This window comes from Streptomyces sp. AK08-02 (assembly GCF_033795085.1).
In the GTDB taxonomy this organism is placed as follows: domain Bacteria; phylum Actinomycetota; class Actinomycetes; order Streptomycetales; family Streptomycetaceae; genus Streptomyces; species Streptomyces echiniscabiei.
Genome location: NZ_JARAZV010000010.1, coordinates 153770 through 173356 on the forward strand (window position 1 = coordinate 153770; position 19587 = coordinate 173356).

Genomic DNA, 19587 nt, shown 5'->3' on the forward strand with positions numbered 1-19587 from the left:
GCGCCATCGTGTGGAGGGCCGGCCCCGGAGTCGGGGCGCGTTCCCTCGTTCGCGCTACCGTTCCCCACCGTCACGCGGGAGCGAACCGCACCCCGCCCGCCCCCAGCTCGGCCCGCGTGAGGCGTACCCGCAGTCGCTCGCCCAGGGGTAGCGGAACCCCCTCGCCCTCGATCCTCGCCACCACCGCCGGAGTCTCCAACTGCACTGTCCCGACCGTCGGTCTGCGCTCCTCCACGTCCACCACGCAGCCCTCGAACACCTCCCCCACCCGGCCCTTGAGCAGTGCCGCCTCGACGATGTCCACGCAGCCGCGTTCCACCGCGCCCGCTCGTCGCCCGCCCTCCGTCATCTCCTGGGGGAGGGCGTCCAGAGCCGCCGACACCCAGTCGGGCGTGGGCTGTTCGGCCACGGCGGCGAGGCAGATCTCCGAGGCGTACCGGTCGGCGAGGCGGCGTAGGGGGGCCGTGCAGTGGGCGTAGGGGGCGGCTACCGCCGAGTGGGTCGTGAGGGGTGGGAGGTGGCCGTCGCGGAAGATCGTGTAGCCGGCGCCTCGTAGCAGGGTCGTGCACTCCTGGAGGAAGGCCGCGTGGTCGGGGCGGTGCGGGTCCAGGGAGCGGATCAGGGCCGCGTACGAGACATGGTGCGGCCAGTCGATGTGCAGGGCGTGCGCGGTGCGGCGCAGGCGGCCGACGGCGCCGTCCGGGGCGGCGGGAAGGGTGCGGAGCACTCCCGTGCCGTGCGTCAGCATCAGGTCGGCCGCCGCCATGCCCGTCAGGAGGGAGATCTGGGCGTTCCAGCCCTCGGCGGGCAGCGGTGCGCGGTAGGTGAGCGAGTACGTGTGGTCCCGCTCGACGATCTCCTGCTCGGGGACGTTGAGGGAGATGCCGCCGCGTTCGACCTCCAGGCGTTCCCTGGCCTCGCCGATCTCCTTGAGGAGGGCCAGCGGTTCCTCCGCCGTACCGGCGTCCAGTTCGCGCTGCACGCCCGCGTAGTCGAGCTTGGCGCGGCTGCGGACCAGGGCCCGGTGGACGTCCACGGCGACGGTACGGCCGTCCGCGTCGAGGTCGAGTGTCCAGAGGGCGGCCGGACGGGTCCGGCCCGGGAGGAGACTCGCCGCGTCCTCGCTGAGTACCGGCGGGTGCAGCGGGGTCTTCTCGTCGGGGAAGTAGAGGGTGGTGACCCTGCGGTGCGTCTCCGTGTCCAGGGGCCCGCCGGGTACGACGAAGGCGGCGACGTCCGCGATGGCGTACCGGACGCGGAAGCCGCCGTCGGGGCGGCGGGACAGGTGCATCGCCTGGTCCAGGTCGGTGGACGTGGGCGGGTCGATGGTGAGGAACGGGATGTCGGTGGCGTCCCTCGCCGGGAGAACGGGGGCCTTCGCCGCCCGGTCCGCTTCCGCCAGTACCGCGGGCGGGAATCTGTCGGGGACGCCCAGTTCGGTGCGCAGCGCGGTGAGGGCGGCCCGGAGGGGGGTTTCGGGCGCTCCGGTCACGCGTATGTGGCGGCGGGGCATGGAACGAGCGTAGGCACAGTCCGGCCCGTCCGGCGATCGAGGACGAGGCCGTTCAGGCCGGAGCGGGGGGTCCGGGGCGCCGCCCCCAGCGACGGCACCGGACCCGCGTCACCACGTAATCTGGCGCGACCCGACCTCTGCGTACCCGTTTGGAGAACTCACCGTGCTTGTCCTGCTGCCTCCCTCCGAAGGCAAGGCCGCTTCGGGGCGCGGCGCCCCTCTGAAGCTGGAGTCGCTGTCCCTGCCCGGGCTCAACAGCGCCCGCGAGGCCGTTCTCGGGGAGCTTGTCGAGCTGTGTCTCGGTGACGAGGACAAGGCGCGTGAGGTGCTCGGGCTCAGTGAGGGGCTGCGGGGCGAGGTCGCCAAGAACGTCGGCCTGCTGACGGCCGGGGCGCGGCCCGCCGGGCAGGTCTACACGGGGGTGCTGTACGACGCCCTCGACCTCGCCTCCCTCGACGCCGCCGCGAAGAGGCGGGCCGCACGTTCGCTGCTGGTCTTCTCGGGGCTGTGGGGTGCCGTCCGGCTCACGGACCGTATCCCCTCGTACCGCTGCTCGATGGGCGTGAAGCTGCCCGGGCTCGGCGCGCTGACCGGACACTGGCGTGCCCCGATGGCCGCCGTCCTGCCCGAGGTGGCCGGCGACGGACTGGTCCTCGATCTGCGCTCCTCCGCGTATGGCTCCGCCTGGAAGCCGAAGGGGGAGGTTGCCGGGCGGACGGCGACCGTACGGGTGTTGCACGCGCCGACCCGGAAGGTGGTCAGCCACTTCAACAAGGCGACCAAGGGGCGGATCGTACGGAGTCTGGTGAGTGCGGGGGCGGTGCCCTCCGGGCCCGGCGAGTTGGTGGAGGCGTTGCGGGATCTCGGGTACGTGGTCGAGGTGGCGCCGGGGAGGTCGGGGGCTGCGGTGGAGCTTGATGTGCTGGTGGACGAGATTCACTGAACCTGTGGGTTGTCGGTTGTCCGCTGCGCCGTCGTGGCTTGTCGCGCAGTTCCCCGCGCCCCCACAAACAGGCGCCGTCGTGGCTTGTCGCGCACTTCCTCGCGCCCCCACAAGCGGGCGCCGTCGTGGCTTGTCGCGCAGTTCCCCGCGCCCCCACAAACAGGCGCCGTCGTGGCTTGTCGCGCAGTTCCCCGCGCCCCTTGAGCGTGTCCTGCGTTGCAACATGTGCAACTATCTTTGCGCATGTTGCTGACCGGGGGCAGGATGAGGCGTATGGCCTCTCTCCCCGCTTCCTCCGTTCTCGATCTCGCGCCCGTCGTTCCCGTGGTCGTCGTCGAGGAGCTGGCCGATGCCGTGCCGCTTGCTCGGGCGCTCGTGGCCGGAGGACTGCCGGCCATCGAGGTCACCCTGCGTACGCCCGTCGCGCTCGACGCCATCCGGGCCGTCGCCGATGCCGTTCCGGACGCGGTGGTCGGTGCGGGGACCCTCATCTCGCCTGCGCAGGTGTCCGACGCGCTCGCCGCCGGGGCCCGTTTCCTCGTCAGCCCGGGCTGGACCGACGTACTGCTGGAGTCCATGCGGGCGTCCGGTGTGCCGTTTCTGCCGGGGGTGTCGACGACGTCGGAGGTCGTGGCGCTGTTGGAGCGTGGGGTGCGGGAGATGAAGTTCTTCCCGGCCCAGGCGGCGGGCGGCACCGCGTATCTGAGGTCGCTGTCCGGGCCGCTCCCCCAGGCCCGGTTCTGCCCGACCGGGGGGATCGGCCCGGCGAACGCGCCCGAGTATCTCGCGCTGCCCAACGTCGGCTGTGTGGGCGGGAGTTGGATGCTTCCGGCGGATGCGATCGCCGCCCGCGACTGGGCTCGGATCGAGGCGCTGGCCCGTCAGGCAGCGGGGCTCAGCGCAGGTGGGACGTGTCGTTGAAGAGCCGCACGCTCGCGTTGCCGTCCGCGTAGTACGCCACCGCCGACAGCGAGGCCGCCGAGAGTTCCATGCGGAACAGGGACTCGGGCGGGGCGCCCAGGGCCAGGCGGATCAGGGTCTTGATGGGGGTCACGTGGGTGACCAGCAGGACCGTGCGGCCCGCGTGGGCCGCGATCAGCCTGTCGCGGGTGACGGCCATCCGGCGCGCGGTCGCCGCGAAGCTCTCGCCGCCGCCCGTGGGTTCGGCCTTCGGTGAGGCCAGCCAGGCGTTCATGTCGTCCGGGTAGCGCTCGCGCACCTCGCTGAACGTCAGCCCCTCCCAGGCGCCGAAGTCCGTCTCGCGCAGACCGTCGTCGACGGTCACGTCGAGGCCGAGCCGGGTCGCCACGGCGGCGGCGGTCTGCCGGGTGCGGGCCAGCGGGGAGGCGACGATCGCCTCGATCGTGCCACGCCGGGCGAGGGACTCGGCCGCCCGCTCGGCCTGGTCGCGGCCCACGTCCGAGAGGGACGGGTCGGTACCGCCGCTGCCCGAGAAGCGCTTCTGGGGGGTGAGCGGGGTCTCGCCGTGGCGCAGGAGCACGAAGGTCGCGGGCGGGCCGAGATCCGCGGGCGCGGACCAGCCGGCGGCCACCTTCGTGGCGGCGCCGGTGTCGGCTTCGTCGGACGTGGCGCGGGCGCCCGCGTCCGGTTCAGCCGTCGACGTGGACGCCGACCACTGTTCGCCGCGCTTGCCCGCGTCCATCGCCTCGTTCGCCAAGCGGTCCGCGTGCTTGTTCCTGCCGCGCGGGATCCACTCGTACGTCACCTGTCCTACGACCGAGAACACCCGGGCCGCCTCCGCCGCCAGGGGCTTCATGTCCGGGTGCTTGATCTTCCAGCGGCCGGACATCTGCTCGACGACCAGCTTGGAGTCCATACGGACATGGACGGTGGCGGTCGGGTCCAGAGCGTGGGCCGCGCGCAGGCCGGCGACCAGGCCCCGGTACTCGGCGACGTTGTTCGTGGCGATGCCGATGTACTCGGCCACCTCGACCAGCGTCTCGCCCGTGGCCGCGTCGATGACGACGGCGCCGTAGCCCGCGGGTCCCGGGTTGCCCCGGGAACCGCCGTCGGCCTCGACGATGAACTCCCGCACGCCGCACGCCCCTTACTTACCTGTACAGACTTGTACCGACCTACGTGGTTGCCTACAGTCCCGATTCCGACGTGCGCACCAGGATGCGGCGGCAGTTCTCGCAGCGCAGTACGGCGTCGCGGGGGGCCGCCTTCACCTCGTTGACCTCGGTGATGTTCAGCTCCAGGCGGCAGCCCTCGCAGCGGCGCTGGAAGAGACGGGCGGCGCCGACTCCGCCCTGCTGCGTGCGCAGCTTGTCGTACAGCTTGAGGAGGTCGTCGGGCACCGAACCCGCGATGACCTCGCGCTCCTTCGTCGCCGTGCCCACCTCACCGGCGAGGGACTCGTACGACGCCTCGCGCCGTGCGGTCGCGTCGTCGATCTTGCCCTGGACGGCACCGACCCGCTCGGTCAGTTCGGCGACCCGCTCCTGCGCGGACTCACGGCGCTCCATGACCTCCAGGACGATGTCCTCCAGGTCGCCCTGCCGCTTGGCGAGGGAGACGATCTCGCGCTGGAGGTTCTCCAGGTCCTTGGAGGAGCTGACGGCGCCGGAGTCCAGGCGCTGCTGGTCGCGGGTGGCGCGCTGGCGCACCTGGTCCACGTCCTGCTCGGCCTTGGTCTGCTCGCGGGCGCAGTCGCTCTCCTCGGTCGTCGCGGCCACCAGCAGGTCGCGCAGCTGCGTGAGGTCCTTGGTCAGTGACTCGATCTCGGCGTGCTCGGGCAGCGACTTGCGCTTGTGCGCGAGCTGCTGGAGGCGTACGTCGAGGGCCTGGACGTCGAGAAGGCGGATCTGGTCGGCGGGCGCGGCGTTCAGTTGGGGGCTCCCAGTGCTTCAGAGGTGGTGGTGGACGCCGCGTGGGCCGTCCAGGGGTCGGTGACCGTGGCGGAGACGTGGACCCGAAGGCCCCATCCGTGCCGGTCGGAGATCTCGTCGAGCTGGGCGGCGGCCAGCTCGCACCAGGGCCACTCGGTGGCCCAGTGCGCCGCGTCGAGCAGCGCGAGGGGACTGTGACTGCCGGCGCCGGTGCCGTGGTCGCTGTGGGCGCGGGCCTCGGATGCCGGGTGGTGGCGGAGGTCCGCGGTGAGGAAGGCGTCGACGCCGGCCGCGCGTACGTCGTCGAAGAGGCTGTCGCCGGAGCCGCCGCTGACGGCGACCGTACGGATCAGGGCCTCGGGGTCGCCGGCGACCCGGATGCCCTGCGCCGTCGCGGGCAGCCGTTCGGCGGCTCGGGCGGCGAACTCGCGGACGGTCAGCGGGTGGTCCAGCTCGCAGACCCGGCCGAGGCCGCGTCGGCCGGCGGGGTCGGAGGGGTCCGGTACGAGGGGTCGTACGACCCGGAGGTCGAGGGCGCCGGCGAGGGCGTCGCTGACTCCCGGGTCGGCGCGGTCGGCGTTGGTGTGGGCGACGTGGAGGGCGATGTCGTGCTTGATGAGGGTGTGCACGACCCGGCCCTTGAAGGTGTCCGCCGCGACCGTGGTCGTACCGCGCAGGTAGAGGGGGTGGTGGGTGACCAGCAGGTCGGCGCCCAGCTTCACGGCCTCGTCGACGACGTCCCGGACGGGGTCCACGGCGAACAGGACCCGGGACACCTCCTGGTCGGGGTCGCCCACGACCGTGCCGACCGCGTCCCAGGACTCGGCCCGCTCGGGGGGCCAGAGGGCGTCCAGCGCGGCGATGACTTCAGACAGACGGGGCACGACGCTAGGCTACCTGGCCGTTCCGTACGGCCGAACCGGTGCGTCCGCCTCGGCGCCACCCCTCCGCAGCCCCTCCGCAGCCCCTCTGCCGCCCGTGTCGCCGTCCGTGTCGCCGTCTCCGCTGTCGCCCCCGGCCTCGGCCAGCACAGGCGCCACCGTTTCCTCAGGCGAATCGTTACTTGGCCATCCTTATGTGTGAAACGGCCGCCACCCGATCCCACGTCTGTACGTGCGAAAACTACTTTCGTCGCCGGAGGTGACCGATCGATGACGGCCTGTGCGATCGAAGCGATCGAAGCGACCGAGCCCATGATCGAACCAATGGCGGAGGACGGACCCCGTCCCGGGGCGGAGTTGGCGATCACGGCGGACGGGGCCTACGCGGCCCGGCTCGCGCGCAGTGGTGACTCCTGGTTCCCGGAGCGCTGGACGCTCGACGGGCCCGAGCCGTACGCCGTGCCGCTGCCCGGCAACCAACCGGAGGAGCCGGGCACACAGGTGCTGCCGATGGGCGACGGACGGGTCCTCATCCACCGTCCGATCGACGGCCGCCACGCCTTCGCGCTGCTCTATCCGACCGGCCCCGGCACCGGCGAACTCCCCCTCGGCGCGGTCGAGTGCCCGGACGCCGGGACCCCGCTGCGGCTGCTGCCCCCGGCTCCGGGCGGCGACCGGGCGTACGCCCTCGCCCTGGGCCGGCGTTCGACGACGGTGTGGCTGGTCGCCGGTGGCGCCTTCGGGCCCGAGTACGTCACGGAGGTCCCCGGCCGCTGCTCGGGCGGGGTCTGGCTGGACCGCACGGGGCGGCTGCTCGCCCTGGACCGGGAGGTCGGGGGGCGTACGAAGGCGATCGTGGTCGATCTGGAGCGAGACGGCGAGGTGTCGCCGCTGCTCCAGATCTCGGCGGAGAGCGACGACCGGCTGCTGCTCGCGGACGCGGACAGCGGACTGCTGCTGATCGGCTCGGACGCGCCCTCGCCCGGCGGGCGGCAACGGCTCGGCTGGGGAGTGCTCGGCAGCACGCTGCCGGTGCGGTTCCCGGAGTGCCTGCGGATCGAGGGGTGCACGCTCACGCCGTTCGCGATCCAGCCGGGGCAGGTACTGACGCCGGAGAGCTGTGGGGTGGCGCTGCGCGTGGACGGCTCGGCGGGGAGCTGGGTGGGGGTGTGGCGGCCGTCGGAGCGCCAGGTACGGCATCTTCCGGCGCCGGAGGGGTGGTTGGCGGGCGCCGGGCTGTGGCGCAGGGACGGGGAGCTTCAACTTCCTTACGTGACGGGGGAGATGCCGTGCGGGGTCGTTCGGGTACGGGCCGAGGCGGGCGGGACGCCTGGGTCGGAGGCGGCGCCGGGGGCAGGGACGGTGACGGGGACGGGCGTGGATCCTGCGGTTCCCGCGCTCGTCGCGCCTGTCGCGCCCGTTGTGGTGGTTCGGCCGGTGCCGTTGCAGCAGGCTCCGCTGGGGCAGGTCGTGACGAAGGTCGGGAAGCCCGGTAACGAAGTGACGAAGCTTGTAACGAACTAGTCCCGGTCGGCGTGTGCGGCTCGTGTCACCTTGAGGCGTGTTGGTTAAGATCATCCGGCTGTTAGAAGGATCATGTTGACGGGGTGAAGACTTTCCGATGAACGACGCAAGCACCATGCAGCCGCTGTCCGCCGACGCCCACGAGGCCTCGGGCCACAGCTACGGCCAGGGCAGGCACCGGGGGCCGGTCTCGGCCCACAACGACGAGACGACCCCGCACGGCCGTCACCGCAAGCCGTCCGAGCAGGCCGAGAACAGGGCCTGACGGCACATCAGGTGAGTTGCGGCTCCGCCCGGTTGGCTACGGGCGGAGCCGCTTTTTCAGCCGCGCCTGAGGCCGAGGACCTCGGCCGCCGCGAACGTCTCCCCGGTGGGCCGCCCCGCGTAGTGCGGGGTGAGGAGCGCGTCCAGTTCGTCGTAGGTGAAGGTGTCCTGCTTGCTGTCGAACTTGGCCGCCACCCTGGGGCGTTCGACGACGGCGACCATCCCGCCGTGGACGACCAGCAGCTGTCCGTTGACATGTCCGGCGGCCGGGGAGGCCAGATAGCCGACGAGCGGGGCGACATGCTCGGGGGCCAGGGGGTCGAGGCCGCCGTCGCCGTTCTCCGGCTGCTCGAAGTCCCGGAAGACGTCCTCGGTCATACGGGTCCTGGCACGTGGGCAGATCGCGTTCGCCGTCACGCCGTACTTGGCGAGGGCCAGGGCGGTGGAGGTGGTCAGTCCGACGATTCCGCCCTTCGCCGCCGCATAGTTGGGCTGTCCCGCCGACCCGGCGAGAAACGCCTCCGAGGACGTGTTCACGATCCGCCCGTACACCGGTGCCCCGGTCGCCTTGGCGCGCCCCCGCCAGTGCGCGGCGGCGAAGTGGGTCGTGTTGAAGTGTCCCTTGAGATGGACCCGTATGACCGCGTCCCACTCCCCCTCCGACATGGAGAAGACCATACGGTCGCGCAGGATGCCCGCGTTGTTGACGAGGACGTCCAGCCCGCCGAACTCGGCGATGGCCAACTCGACCAGTTCACGCGCCTGTTGATGATCGGCTACGTCTCCGGTGTGGGCGGTCGCCGTGCCGCCCGCCGCGCGGATCTCGGCGGCGACCTCCTCGGCGGGGGTGGCGGACGCCTCGCCGGAGCCGTCCCGGCCGCTCTGCCCGTAGTCGTTGACGACGACGGACGCGCCGAGTCGGGCCAACTCCAGTGCCTCGACCCGGCCCAGACCACGCCCCGCGCCCGTGACGATCGCGGCGAGCCCCTCAAGTGGCAGTGACATCAGCGCTCTCCACCCTCCGCCCTCAACTCTCCGCTTCCGGCTCTCAGATCTCGATGCACGTACGCAGCGCGGTTCCCGTGCGCATCTGGTCGAGGGCCTCGTTGATGCCGGCGAGCGGCACGCGGTGGGTGATGAGGCCGGCGAGGTCGACGCGGCCGGCGCGCCAGAGGGCGATCGTGCGCTCGTAGGACCGCAGGACGTCGCCGCCGCCGTACATGGACGGCAGGATGCGCTTCTCGTCGAAGAACAGCTCGAACATGTTGAGTTGGAGGTTGTCGTCCATGGCGCCCGCGCCGACGACGACCATGGTGCCGCCGCGCCGGGTGGTGTCGTAGGCGGTGCGGGCGGTGGTGGAGCGGCCGACGACCTCGAAGACGTAGTCGAACCCCTCACCGGCGGTGACCTGTTGCTTGGCGTCGGCCAGCTCCTCCGGCGAAACGGCCCTCGTGGCACCGAACTTGAGCGCGGACTCACGGCGCGAGAGCACCGGGTCGACGGCGACGATCTCGGCGGCGCCCTGGAGCCGCGCTCCCTGTATCGCGGAGATGCCGACGCCTCCGCAGCCGATGACGGCGACCGACGAACCGGCCTTCACGTTCGCGGTGTTGAGGGCGGCGCCGAGTCCGGTGGTGACCCCGCAGCCGATGAGGGCGGCGATGTCGAAGGGCACGTCGTCGGGGATCGGTACGGCGCAGCCGGCGGCGACGACGACCTCCTCGGTGAAGGTGCCGGTGCCTGCCATGCCGAAGACGTCTCCGCCGGGGCGGCGGAAGTTGGGGGTGCCCGCGTTCATGAACCCGGCGAGACACAGTTCGGTCTGGCCGCGCTTGCAGGCGGGACACACACCGCAGGCCGGCAGCCAGCAGACGACGACCCGGTCACCGACCTTCACATGACTCACGCCGTCCCCGACCTCGAGGATCTCCCCGGCGCCCTCGTGGCCGGGGACGAAGGGCGCGGGCTGCGGCAGTACGCCGTTCATCGCGGAGAGGTCCGAGTGGCACAGCCCGGTGGCCCGTACCCGGATCCTCACCTTTCCGGGGCCGAAGCCCACGGCCTCGACGTCGTCGAGGACGTCGAGCTTGTCCTGCCCGATCTCGTGCAGTACGGCTGCGCGCATGGTGCGGCTCCCCTCAGGAACGTGCTTGGTTCAACCCACGTGTGTGCGGTTCATGAGTGTTCGACGACCGTGTCCGCCAGTACGGGCGCGTCGTCCCGTTCGACGGCGGTGACCGACACCTGGACGCGGTCCGGCTCGGGCGTCCACATCCGGATGCGCAGGGTCTCCCCGGGGAACACGACCCCGGCGAAGCGGGTGCGGTAGGCGCGGACCCTGCCGACGTCGCCGCCGAGCACCGTGTCGACGACCGCCTTGAGTGTCATGCCGTAGGTGCACAGCCCGTGCAGGATGGGCCGTTCGAATCCGGCGCGTGCGGCGAACTCGGGGTCGGCGTGCAGGGGGTTCCAGTCGCCGGAGAGCCGGTAGAGCAGCGCCTGGTCCTCCCGGACGGTCCGCTCGACGACCTTCACGGGCTCGACGTCGGGCGCCGGGAGCCGGTTCGAGGGCCCCCTGTCGCCGCCCCAGCCGCCCTCTCCCCGTACGAAGATCTGCGCGTCGCTCGTCCACAACGGGCCCTCGGCGTCCGCGACCTCGGTGCGCATGACGAGGATCGCCGCGCTGCCCTTGTCGTACACGGCGGCGATGCTCCCGGTGGCGCGTGCCCTGCCCTCGACCGGGATCGGGCGGTGCAGCTCGATGCTCTGGCCGCCGTGCAGGACGTGGGCGAGGTCGACGTCGACGCCGGGCATGGAGAGGCCGCTGATCACGTCCGGGGAGTCGTTGCCCGCGACGGTGGCGAAGCTGGGCAGGACGTGCAGCCGGGATTCGAGGGTGTAGCGCAGCTCGCCGGGATCGATGGCGGGGACACCGGCGCCGATGCCGAGGTGGTAGAGCTGGACGTCCTTGCGACCCCAGGCGATCTCCGCGGACCGGGGTTCGGCGGCGACGGCCTTGGCGGCGTCAATGGGCATGGGTCTCCTGATCGGCGAACGGAGCGGGCCACTCACAGGACGGGCGGCTCGCGTGGCGGGCGGCTTGCGGGACTGAGACCTCGGTACGACCGTCCGCACCGTCGGCCGTACCGAGGTCGATACGGGCCGATCTAGAACGCGTTCCAGTCCGGCGCCCCCTGTTGTATAGCCGAGCGGTCCCGAGTTGTGAATACTCCTGACACTGTGTCAGGTATGCCGTCCGGAGGCCGGGGGTCGGGCGCCCGGCACTCCGGGGCAGGACACGTGGCAGGACATTTGTCCTGCCGAAGTCCGTACATCGGCATCTGCCCGGCCCGATGCTCGCTTCGTACGCTGTCGTCCATGTTCTGGATGCGAAAGGCCGCCTGTCAGGCGGGCGAGTGGCGGGCCGAACGGGTGCGCTGGCGGGCGGACATGGAGCGGTACAAGGCCGCCAGGCGTGCCGCACGGAAGGCGGGTGTGCCGGAACCGGAGAACCCGGGGCCGCCGCCCACCGGCTTCGCCCTGCTGCCCTGGCTGCTGATGGGCATGGGCTCCTTCTCCAACCTCCTCCAGGGCCGGACCCCGCTGCCCTGGATCGGCGCGGTGGGTCTCCTCACCTTCAACTCCCTCTACATCTACGTCACGTTCCGCGCCTTCGTGAAGGAGACCCGGGACGCCCGGTCGACGCGGGTGGCGCTCGCCGTGATGGGCGCGGTGACCTGCGCACTGGCGATCGTGTACGGGGGCAGCTGGCTGTACTTCTTCCCGCTGCTCGGGCTGGCCACGGGCGCGGTGATGAGGGGCCCGTGGCTGGGCCGTACCGGACTCGCCCTCACCGCCCTCGCGGCGGGCGTCTCCGCGGTGCGGGACGGCTGGGACGCGCTGAACGTGGCGTACGGGACCTTCCTGTCGACGATGGTGACGGCGGCGATCCTCTCCCTGAGCGAGGCGGTGCGTGAACTGCGGTCGGCGCGTGAGGAGTTGGCGCACCGGGCGGTCGAGGAGGAACGGCTGCGTTTCTCCCGCGACCTGCACGATCTGCTGGGCCACACCCTGTCGGTGATCGTGGTGAAGTCGGAGGCGGCCCGTCGTCTGGCGCCCCGGAACATGGACGCGGCCCTGCTCCAGATCACCGACATCGAGTCGGTGGGCCGCCAGGCCCTGACGGAGATCCGCGAGGCGGTGACCGGATATCGGCAGGGCAGCAGCCTGGCCGCGGAACTGGACCGGGCGGACTCGGCCCTGACGGCGGCGGCCGTCACTCCGGTGATCCACCGCTCGGGCCCGCCCCTGTCGTCGTCGGCGGAGGCGCTGCTGGGGTGGGTGGTACGGGAGGCGGTCACGAACGTCCTGCGGCACAGCGGCGCCACCCGATGCGAGATCACGGTCGAGGGGGCGGGTACGGAAGGTGCGGAGGGCACCGAGGGTGCGGAGGGGGCGGGTGTGAGCACCGACGCGGGCGGCGCAGGCACAGGTAGCACGGGCACGGGTGACACGGGCACAGCCGGTACGGCGAAGCGGGTGCGTCTGAGGGTCGCCGACAACGGGACGGGGGTGGACGCGCCCATGGTGTCCACGCGGCCGGGGGTCGGCGGCACGGGGCTCAAGGGGCTGACGGAACGCCTGGCGGCGGTGGGAGGCTCGCTGTCGGCGGGTCCGATGCCGCAGGGCGGGTTCCTGGTCACGGCCGAGCTGCCCGACCTGACGGTCGGGTCCCCGCCTCTCTCCCCGCTCAGCCCCCATGTCCGCCCTACCCTTACCCCGTGAACGAGATGCCCCGGGATCACCGTCCCGCGAAGTCCATCAGAGTCCTCCTCGCCGAGGACCAGCAGATGATGCGAGGCGCTCTCGCCCTGCTGCTCGGGATGGAGCCGGACATCAGGGTCGTCGCCCAGGTCGGGGCCGGTGACGCGATCGTCGACGCGGCCCTGCTCCACCGTCCGGACGTGGCCCTCCTCGACATCGAGCTGCCCGGCATCAGCGGTCTGGACGCCGCCGCCCTTCTCCGCGACGAGGCCCCGGACTGCCGGGTGCTGATCCTGACCACGTTCGGCCGCCCCGGCTATCTGCGGCGGGCCATGGAGGCGGGGGCCGCAGGTTTCCTCGTCAAGGACGGGCCCGTGGAGGAGCTGGCCGCGGCGATCCGACGGGTACTGACCGGGGAGACGGTCATCGACCCCGCCCTTGCCGCCGCCGCGCTCAGCGCCGGGCCCAATCCGCTCACGGAGCGGGAGCGCGACGTCCTGAACGCCTCGGTGGACGGGGCGACGGTCGCCGATGTCGCCGTCAGGCTTCACCTCTCCGAGTCGACGGTCCGCAACTACCTCTCGGCCGCCATCGGGAAGACGCGGACCCGCAACCGGACGGAGGCGGTGCGGGAGGCCCGGCAGCAGGGGTGGCTCTAGCGTCTCCGGCGCGGCCCGCACGAGGTCGGCGGCCGTGACGGTGGATCAGATTCCCATAAGCAGGTCAAGGATTAGTTAGTACGCCAAAACATCGGAATAGTTGCCCAGGCACACGGGTTCATCACTCACGCAACCCGCACACCACCCCGCCCGGATCCGCCTGGAGGCTCCACCCCATGACGCACACGACGACCGACCGGCCCGCCGGCGAAACCGGCAGAACGGGCGGGGCAATCGTCCCGGTGCTCGCCTTTGCGGGCATTGTTGTCGCGGTCATGCAGACCCTGCTCGTCCCCGTCATCAAGGACCTGCCCCAACTGCTGAGCACCTCGCCCAGCAACGCCACCTGGGTGCTGACCTCGACGCTCCTGTCCGGGGCCGTGGCCACGCCGATCATGGGCCGGCTCGGTGACCTGTACGGCAAGCGACGCCTGCTGATCGCCAGCCTCTCCGTGATGGTGGTCGGCGCCCTGGTCAGCGCGCTCACCAGCGACCTGCTGATCATGATCGTGGGACGCGCGCTCCAGGGCTTCGCCATGGGTGCCATCCCCCTCGGCATCGGCCTGATGCGCGACATGCTGCCCCGCGAGAAGCTCCCCTCGGCGATGGCCCTGATGAGCTCCTCCGTCGGCGTCGGCGGCGGCCTCGCGCTCCCCCTCGCCGCCCTGATCGCCCAGCACTCCGACTGGCACGCCCTCTTCTACGGCGCCGCGGGCATCGGCGCCCTCGCGATCGTCCTGACCCTGGTCGTCGTACCCGAGTCGCAGATGCGCGCCGAGGGCACCTTCGACGTGCTCGGAGCCATCGGGCTCTCCGCAGGCCTCGTCCTCTTCCTCCTGCCGATCACCAAGGGCAGCGACTGGGGCTGGACCTCCGGCACCACGCTCGGCCTGTTCGGCGCGTCCGCCGTCGTGCTCGTCCTGTGGGGCGTGCTGGAGCTGCGTCTGAAGGCCCCGCTGGTGGACCTGCGGACCACCGCCCGGCCCGCCGTCCTCTTCACCAACCTCGCCTCGATCATGGTCGGCGTCTCGTTCTACGTCGTCTCGCTCGTCCTGCCCCAGCTCCTCCAGCTGCCCACCTCCACCGGCTACGGCCTCGGCCAGTCGATGGTCGTGGCGGGCCTGATCGTGGCGCCGCTCGGCCTGACGATGATGTTCACGGCGCCGGTCTACGCTCGGCTGTCCGCGAAGTACGGGCCCAAGGTGACGCTGATCCTGGGCCTGCTGATCATCGCGATCGGCTACGGCGCCGGCCTCGGCCTGATGAGCGCCGCGTGGCAGTCCCTCGTCATCGCGGTGGTTCTGGGCGCGGGAATCGGTCTCGCCTACTCCTCGCTCCCCGCCCTGATCGTCGGCGCGGTCCCGGCCTCCGAGACCGGCGCGGCCAACGGCCTCAACACCCTCATGCGTTCCATCGGTACGTCGGTGTCCAGCGCCGTCATCGGCATGGTGCTCGCCAACACCGCGAACCATGTGGGCGGCGTCGCGATCCCCACGATGCACGGTTTCCGGGTCTCCTTCGTCATCGCCACGGGCGCGGTCGCGGTCGGTCTGCTGCTGGCCCTGTTCCTGCCGGGCCGGCGCGCGGCGAGCAAGCCGCAGCTGCGGGCCAGCAGTGAGGAGGACGCCGTGCTCGGCTCCGGGTTCCGTGGGCGGGTGCTGGGCGCCGACGGCAGCCCGGTCGCGCGTGCCAAGGTCACGTTGATCGACCAGCGTGGGCGCCAGGCGGGCACGACGCTCTCCGAAGCAGACGGGAGCTACGCGCTCGCCGTCCCCTCGCAGGGTGCGTACGTCCTGGCCGCGCGGGCCTCCGGCCATGGGCCGCTCGCGTCGTCCGCGACCCATGCGGGGGCGGACGGGACGGTCGACGTGGACCTGTCTCTGCCCGGCGAGACTGTCAGCGCATAGGCGCTGCGCGCACCGGGCGCGGGGGTGCGTTTTTGGCTGCGGGCCCGTTGTGGCTGGTCGCGCAGTTCCCCGCGCCCCCATAGGGGCACCCCCCGTCGTCCACATCACCCGGGTTGTACGACAGCATGAGGCTCCCGCACGTCCGTACGACCGAAAGGGCCCCTATGACCGCGGCAGTGCCCAAGCCCGAGATTCTGGCCGCCTTCGAGGCGGCCAAGGGGTTCATGCCCGTCGGTGAGGGGCTCGCGCTCTACGAGGCCGCCGTAGCGGCGGGGGCGCTCGGGCTGCCGTTGCTGGAGGTCGGGACGTACTGCGGGCGTTCCACGGTCCTGCTCGCCGACGCGGCCCGGGCGGCCGGGGTCACCGCGGTGACCGTCGATCATCACCGGGGCAGCGAGGAGCAGCAGCCGGGGTGGGACTATCACGACCCGGCGACCGTCGATCCGGAGCTGGGTGTCATGGACACCCTTCCGACCTTCCGGCGTACGCTCCACGCGGCCGGGTTGGAGGACCACGTCATCGCGGTCGTCGGGCGGTCTCCGCAGGTGGCGCGGATCTGGAACTCGCCGCTCGGCCTCGTCTTCATCGACGGGGGCCACACCGACGAGCACGCCACCGCCGACTACGAGGGCTGGGCCCCGCACGTCGCCGAGGGCGGCCTCCTGCTCATCCACGACGTCTTCCCCGACCCCGAGGACGAGTTCACCGGCCAGGCCCCCTACCGCGTCTACCTCCGAGCCCTCGCCTCCGGCGCCTTCACCGAGGTCTCCGCGACCGACTCGCTGCGCGTCCTGCGGCGAACGGGCGCCGGGATCTGAGGCCCCGGTTAGAGTCACTGTCGTGTCGTACGCAGGCCCCGGCTTCGAGCCGCCCCAGCCCCCTCGTTCCTCGCTGCGCCGTCCGCTGGCCGTCGCCCTCGCCGTGCTGGTGCTGGGCGGGGCGGGCGGGTGGTTCGTCTGGGAGGCTTTCGCCGACGCCGGCAGTGGTGGCGGTGACGGCACGGGCAATTCGCTGTCCAGCGGCGCCTACGAACCCCTGTCGCCGATCGGACCGCCCGGCTACAGCACGCCCAGCGAACCCGCCGCTCCCCTCGCGGGCAAGGTCGTCGTCATCGACCCCGGGCACAACCCCGGCAACTTCAAGCACACCGCCGAGATCGCCCGCAAGGTGAACATCGGCACGAACTCGAAGGAATGCGACACCACCGGAACCGCCACCAACAGCGGTTACACGGAGGCCGAGTTCACCCTCGATGTCGCGCGGCGGCTACGGACGGTTCTCGAACAGCAGGGCGCCACCGTGAAGTTGACCCAGAACGGCGACCCGTCCGACTACGCCTACGGGCCCTGCGTGGACGAGCGCGCCCGGATCGGTAACGCCGCGCACGCCGACGCCGTCGTCTCCGTCCATGCCGACGGGAGCACGCAGGGCAACCGCGGGTTCCATGTGATCCTGCCGGGGGCGGTCCACAAGGGCGCCGCGGACACCCGGCCGATCGTCGCCTCGTCCCGGCTTCTCGGCGAGAGCATCAAGGCCGGCTTCGCCGCCGCCACCGGCTCCGCGCCCTCCAACTACATCGGTGACGGTACCGGTCTGGACACCCGCACGGACCTCGGCGGTCTCAATCTGTCAACGGTTCCGAAGGTGTTCATCGAGTGCGGCAACATGCGCGACAGCAAGGACGCGGCCCTGCTGACCAGCGGTGCGTGGAGGCAGGAAGCGGCACAAGGGATCTCTGAGGGAATCGTGAGTTTTCTGCGCGGGTCGTGATCAACGCGTGCATCCCGGCGGACAGCCCACATGAGCGGACGATAATGTCGTGCCCCTACGCACGATCGCACGATCGATTGACGGCCGACCGCGCATGGATGGCGACCGACCGAATGACGACGACACGACCTACGAAGGACCTGAGGACCTGAAGTGAATATCCGCTCCCTCACTCGAGGCGACGGCGTGGTGATCGGAGCAGCGGTGTTGCTGTTCATCGCGTCGTTCCTCGACATCTTCTCCGTCGACGGCGCCACGGGCCTCGACATGCCGAGCGCCTGGTCCAGTGGGCCGGTTCTGATGGGCGTCGTCCTCGCCGGCCTCATCGGTGCCGCGCTCGTCGTGGTGTCGCACGGTCTGCCGCAGGTGCCGAAGGTCGCGGGCATCGAGCTCGGCCAGTTCGGTGTCGCCTTCACCGTGTTCGCCGCCTGGAGCGCGCTCGGCAACGTCTTCGACCCGGCGGGCGGCGCGAACAACGTCGGCGACAGTGCCAGTTCGGGCCCGGACGCCGGCACCGGCCTGATCCTCGCCCTCGTCGCCACGGTCGTCATGGCCGGCGCCGCCGTGGCCACCCCGCTGGTTCCGGCCCTCAAGGGCGCCCTGATCGGCGCCCCCAAGCCGGCCGCCCCGCAGCCCTACGGTGGCCAGCCCTACCCCGGCGGGCAGCCCCAGGGCGGCTACGGCTACCCGGGCGCCGACGCGCAGCAGCCGCCGTACGGCGGCCAGCCGCAGACCGGTCTGCCCTTCGGTGCCGGTGGCGGCGCCGCCCAGCCGCAGCAGGCACAGCCGCCGGCCGCGGACTTCTCCCCGTTCTGGTTCGCCGTGCCGGTGCCGCGTCCGCTGTTCGCGGAGGACGGCTCGCCGACGCCGATCGCCGAACTGGCCCCGGGTACCTGGTACCTGGCTGTCGAGCAGCGCGGGCCGAGCCTCATCGCCCAGACGCAGGACGGCCGTCGCGGCGTTCTGCAGGACGCCTCCGGCATCCAGCGCGGCTGACACCGTCCGCGGGATACGTCGGCTCCGGCCCCTTGCCCTTCCGGGCAGGGGGCCGTTGTCGTACAGTCGCCGCCAGCGTCATCACATCTGACGGACCGTCAGGAGGCAGGCATGCGGCTCGGTCTCGCGCTCGGCTACTGGGGTCGTGGCCCCTCCCCGGACCATGTGCCGCTCGCCCAGGAGGCCGAACGGCTCGGCTACGACTCGGTGTGGACCGCCGAGTCCTGGGGCTCGGACGCGTTCACCCCGCTGACGTGGATCGCGGCCCAGACGTCAAGGATCAAGCTGGGTACGGCAGTTGCCCAGATGGCGGCCCGCTCGCCGACGACCACCGCGATGCAAGCCCTCACCCTCGACCATCTCTCCGGCGGACGCGTCATGCTCGGGCTGGGACTCTCCGGCCCGCAGGTCGTCGAGGGGTGGTACGGGCGCCCGTTCCCGAAGTCGCCGCTCACCGCGACCCGGGAGTACGTGGATGTCGTACGCCAGGTCCTGCGCCGCGAGGCTCCCGTCCAGCTGGCCGGGCGCTACCACCCCCTGCCGTACGACGGCCCGGACGGCACCGGCATCGGCAAGCCGCTGAAGTCGATCACCCATCCCCTGCGGGCCCGACTCCCCGTGCTGCTCGGTGCGGAGGGGCCCAAGAACATCGCCCAGACCGCCCGTATCGCCGACGGCTGGCTGCCCCTGTACTGGTCCCCGCTGCGGGCCGGGGTGTACGAGGAGCCGCTGCGTGATGCCGGGGAGGGGTTCCTCGTCGCGCCGATGGCGCAGGCCCGGGTCTGTGCCGACGTCTCCGAGGGGCTGTTGCCCGTGAAGACGATGCTCGGCTTCTACATCGGCGGCATGGGCCACGCGGCCCGCAACTTCCACGCCGATCTGATGGCCCGCATGGGGTACGAGGAGGAGGCCCGGCGGATCCAGGAGCTGTTCCTCGCCGGACGGCGGGAGGAGGCCGTGCTCGCCGTGCCGGATGCCTTCGCCGACGAGATCTCCCTCGTCGGGCCGCGTGAACGCATCGCGGAGCGGCTGAAGTTGTGGCGCAAGGGACCGGTGACCGACCTTCTCGTCCTCTCCCCCGACCCGCACACCCTGCGGGTGCTCGCCGAGCTCAACTCCTGACGGCAGGCTGACGACAGGTTGACGACGGCTGGTTTCGTACTGGATATCGGGGCAATCCGAAGGACATGTCCCCTGCATATCGCCGTGGTAGCAATCAGGCCGGCACGATCATCGCGATCGTCGCCGACATCATGGCCGTCATCCTCGGCCTCTGGATCCTGATGTACCTGTTGGACGCCAACCGCGCGAACGACTTCGTGCAGGTCGTCCATGACGCGGCCGCCTGGCTCGCAGGCTGGTCGCACGACCTCTTCACCTTCGACGAACAGTGGGCCCGGGTCGTCGCCGGCTACGGACTGGCCGCCGTCGTCTACCTGTTCGTGGGCCACGCCATCGCCAACCGCATCAACCGCCACTGAGCGACACGGTCGGGCGCCCGGCGCCCCGACAGG

General features: G+C 71.6%; 19 protein-coding genes. 12 read left to right on the top strand and 7 right to left on the bottom strand.

The features are described 5' to 3' along the window. Nucleotides 1-70 precede the first annotated feature (70 nt). Complete coding sequence (locus PV734_RS21880) at nt 71-1513, bottom strand: RNB domain-containing ribonuclease (protein ID WP_319291150.1); 1443 nt, start codon at nt 1511-1513, stop codon at nt 71-73. A gap of 163 nt (nt 1514-1676) precedes the next feature. On the opposite strand from PV734_RS21880, the gene yaaA reads away from it, so the two are divergent. Both yaaA and eda read left to right on the top strand, forming a co-directional pair. Continuing rightward, nucleotides 1677-2456 (top strand): peroxide stress protein YaaA, encoded by a 780-nt coding sequence (yaaA, locus tag PV734_RS21885; protein ID WP_319093076.1) that lies wholly within the window; start codon nt 1677-1679, stop codon nt 2454-2456. Between the two features lie 273 nt (nt 2457-2729). Further along, nucleotides 2730-3377: a bifunctional 4-hydroxy-2-oxoglutarate aldolase/2-dehydro-3-deoxy-phosphogluconate aldolase gene (eda, locus tag PV734_RS21890; protein ID WP_319291152.1), complete on the top strand. Its 648-nt coding sequence runs from the start codon at nt 2730-2732 to the stop codon at nt 3375-3377. On the opposite strand, the gene PV734_RS21895 is transcribed toward eda, so the two are convergent. From PV734_RS21895 to PV734_RS21905, 3 genes are read right to left on the bottom strand one after another with little or no spacing between them, the layout of a single operon-like run. Then, entirely contained in the window at nt 3352-4512 is a 1161-nt protein-coding gene (locus tag PV734_RS21895) for a bifunctional RNase H/acid phosphatase (protein WP_319291155.1), read from the bottom strand. The two genes, eda and PV734_RS21895, sit on opposite strands and share 26 nt — an antisense overlap. A 52-nt stretch (nt 4513-4564) precedes the next feature. Then, the gene (locus PV734_RS21900; protein ID WP_319093455.1) at nt 4565-5308 is read right to left on the bottom strand and encodes a zinc ribbon domain-containing protein; all 744 of its coding nucleotides are present in this window, start codon (nt 5306-5308) and stop codon (nt 4565-4567) included. Next, nucleotides 5305-6192 carry a Nif3-like dinuclear metal center hexameric protein gene (locus PV734_RS21905; protein WP_319291157.1) on the bottom strand — a complete coding sequence of 296 codons (888 nt, stop codon included), beginning with the start codon at nt 6190-6192 and terminating at the stop codon, nt 5305-5307. The genes PV734_RS21900 and PV734_RS21905 overlap by 4 nt, the downstream gene beginning before the upstream one ends. A gap of 267 nt (nt 6193-6459) precedes the next feature. Here PV734_RS21905 and PV734_RS21910 point away from each other — a divergent pair, with 267 nt between their 5' ends. Together PV734_RS21910 and PV734_RS21915 are read left to right on the top strand one after the other, a co-directional pair. Further along, nucleotides 6460-7713, top strand: a complete 1254-nt coding sequence (locus PV734_RS21910; RefSeq protein WP_415924243.1) for a hypothetical protein — start codon at nt 6460-6462, stop codon at nt 7711-7713. 97 nt (nt 7714-7810) lie between these two features. Then, nucleotides 7811-7978: a hypothetical protein gene (locus tag PV734_RS21915; protein ID WP_319093081.1), complete on the top strand. Its 168-nt coding sequence runs from the start codon at nt 7811-7813 to the stop codon at nt 7976-7978. Nucleotides 7979-8034: 56 nt separating this feature from the next. On the opposite strand, the gene PV734_RS21920 is transcribed toward PV734_RS21915, so the two are convergent. From PV734_RS21920 to PV734_RS21930, 3 genes are read right to left on the bottom strand one after another with little or no spacing between them, the layout of a single operon-like run. Then, entirely contained in the window at nt 8035-8982 is a 948-nt protein-coding gene (locus PV734_RS21920; protein ID WP_319291160.1) for a 3-oxoacyl-ACP reductase, read from the bottom strand. A gap of 43 nt (nt 8983-9025) precedes the next feature. Further along, on the bottom strand, nt 9026-10102 hold the full coding sequence (locus PV734_RS21925) for a Zn-dependent alcohol dehydrogenase (RefSeq protein ID WP_319093083.1): 1077 nt from the start codon (nt 10100-10102) through the stop codon (nt 9026-9028). A gap of 50 nt (nt 10103-10152) precedes the next feature. After that, nucleotides 10153-11013, bottom strand: a complete 861-nt coding sequence (locus PV734_RS21930; RefSeq protein ID WP_319291161.1) for a MaoC/PaaZ C-terminal domain-containing protein — start codon at nt 11011-11013, stop codon at nt 10153-10155. Between the two features lie 342 nt (nt 11014-11355). Between PV734_RS21930 and PV734_RS21935 the strand changes: the two genes are divergently transcribed. The 8 genes from PV734_RS21935 (at nt 11356) to PV734_RS21970 (ending at nt 19554) form a co-directional block, all read left to right on the top strand. After that, on the top strand, nt 11356-12762 hold the full coding sequence (locus PV734_RS21935) for a sensor histidine kinase (protein ID WP_319093087.1): 1407 nt from the start codon (nt 11356-11358) through the stop codon (nt 12760-12762). Between the two features lie 5 nt (nt 12763-12767). Continuing rightward, on the top strand, nt 12768-13400 hold the full coding sequence (locus PV734_RS21940; protein WP_319093456.1) for a response regulator transcription factor: 633 nt from the start codon (nt 12768-12770) through the stop codon (nt 13398-13400). Between the two features lie 176 nt (nt 13401-13576). After that, complete coding sequence (locus tag PV734_RS21945; protein ID WP_319093088.1) at nt 13577-15307, top strand: MFS transporter; 1731 nt, start codon at nt 13577-13579, stop codon at nt 15305-15307. A gap of 164 nt (nt 15308-15471) precedes the next feature. Further along, nucleotides 15472-16125, top strand: a complete 654-nt coding sequence (locus PV734_RS21950; RefSeq protein WP_319093089.1) for a class I SAM-dependent methyltransferase — start codon at nt 15472-15474, stop codon at nt 16123-16125. A 22-nt stretch (nt 16126-16147) separates the two neighbouring features. Continuing rightward, a complete protein-coding gene (locus PV734_RS21955) occupies nt 16148-17077 on the top strand; it encodes an N-acetylmuramoyl-L-alanine amidase (RefSeq protein WP_319291162.1) in 930 nt (309 codons plus the stop codon). Between the two features lie 153 nt (nt 17078-17230). Next, the gene (locus PV734_RS21960; RefSeq protein ID WP_319093091.1) at nt 17231-18073 is read left to right on the top strand and encodes a DUF5336 domain-containing protein; all 843 of its coding nucleotides are present in this window, start codon (nt 17231-17233) and stop codon (nt 18071-18073) included. Nucleotides 18074-18184: 111 nt separating this feature from the next. Beyond that, nucleotides 18185-19195, top strand: a complete 1011-nt coding sequence (locus PV734_RS21965) for an LLM class F420-dependent oxidoreductase (protein ID WP_319291164.1) — start codon at nt 18185-18187, stop codon at nt 19193-19195. A gap of 65 nt (nt 19196-19260) precedes the next feature. Continuing rightward, nucleotides 19261-19554, top strand: a complete 294-nt coding sequence (locus PV734_RS21970) for a hypothetical protein (RefSeq protein ID WP_006380074.1) — start codon at nt 19261-19263, stop codon at nt 19552-19554. Nucleotides 19555-19587 lie beyond the last annotated feature (33 nt).

Coding starts and splice junctions, on each gene's coding strand:
- PV734_RS21880 (WP_319291150.1), bottom strand. CDS start 1,513: ATGCCCCGCCGCCACATACGCGTGACCGGAGCGCCCGAAACCCCCCTC.
- PV734_RS21945 (WP_319093088.1), top strand. CDS start 13,577: ATGACGCACACGACGACCGACCGGCCCGCCGGCGAAACCGGCAGAACG.
- PV734_RS21925 (WP_319093083.1), bottom strand. CDS start 10,102: ATGCGCGCAGCCGTACTGCACGAGATCGGGCAGGACAAGCTCGACGTC.
- PV734_RS21970 (WP_006380074.1), top strand. CDS start 19,261: ATGTCCCCTGCATATCGCCGTGGTAGCAATCAGGCCGGCACGATCATC.
- PV734_RS21930 (WP_319291161.1), bottom strand. CDS start 11,013: ATGCCCATTGACGCCGCCAAGGCCGTCGCCGCCGAACCCCGGTCCGCG.
- PV734_RS21950 (WP_319093089.1), top strand. CDS start 15,472: ATGACCGCGGCAGTGCCCAAGCCCGAGATTCTGGCCGCCTTCGAGGCG.
- PV734_RS21915 (WP_319093081.1), top strand. CDS start 7,811: ATGAACGACGCAAGCACCATGCAGCCGCTGTCCGCCGACGCCCACGAG.
- PV734_RS21935 (WP_319093087.1), top strand. CDS start 11,356: ATGTTCTGGATGCGAAAGGCCGCCTGTCAGGCGGGCGAGTGGCGGGCC.
- eda (WP_319291152.1), top strand. CDS start 2,730: ATGGCCTCTCTCCCCGCTTCCTCCGTTCTCGATCTCGCGCCCGTCGTT.
- PV734_RS21920 (WP_319291160.1), bottom strand. CDS start 8,982: ATGTCACTGCCACTTGAGGGGCTCGCCGCGATCGTCACGGGCGCGGGG.
- PV734_RS21965 (WP_319291164.1), top strand. CDS start 18,185: ATGCGGCTCGGTCTCGCGCTCGGCTACTGGGGTCGTGGCCCCTCCCCG.
- PV734_RS21940 (WP_319093456.1), top strand. CDS start 12,768: ATGCCCCGGGATCACCGTCCCGCGAAGTCCATCAGAGTCCTCCTCGCC.
- PV734_RS21910 (WP_415924243.1), top strand. CDS start 6,460: ATGACGGCCTGTGCGATCGAAGCGATCGAAGCGACCGAGCCCATGATC.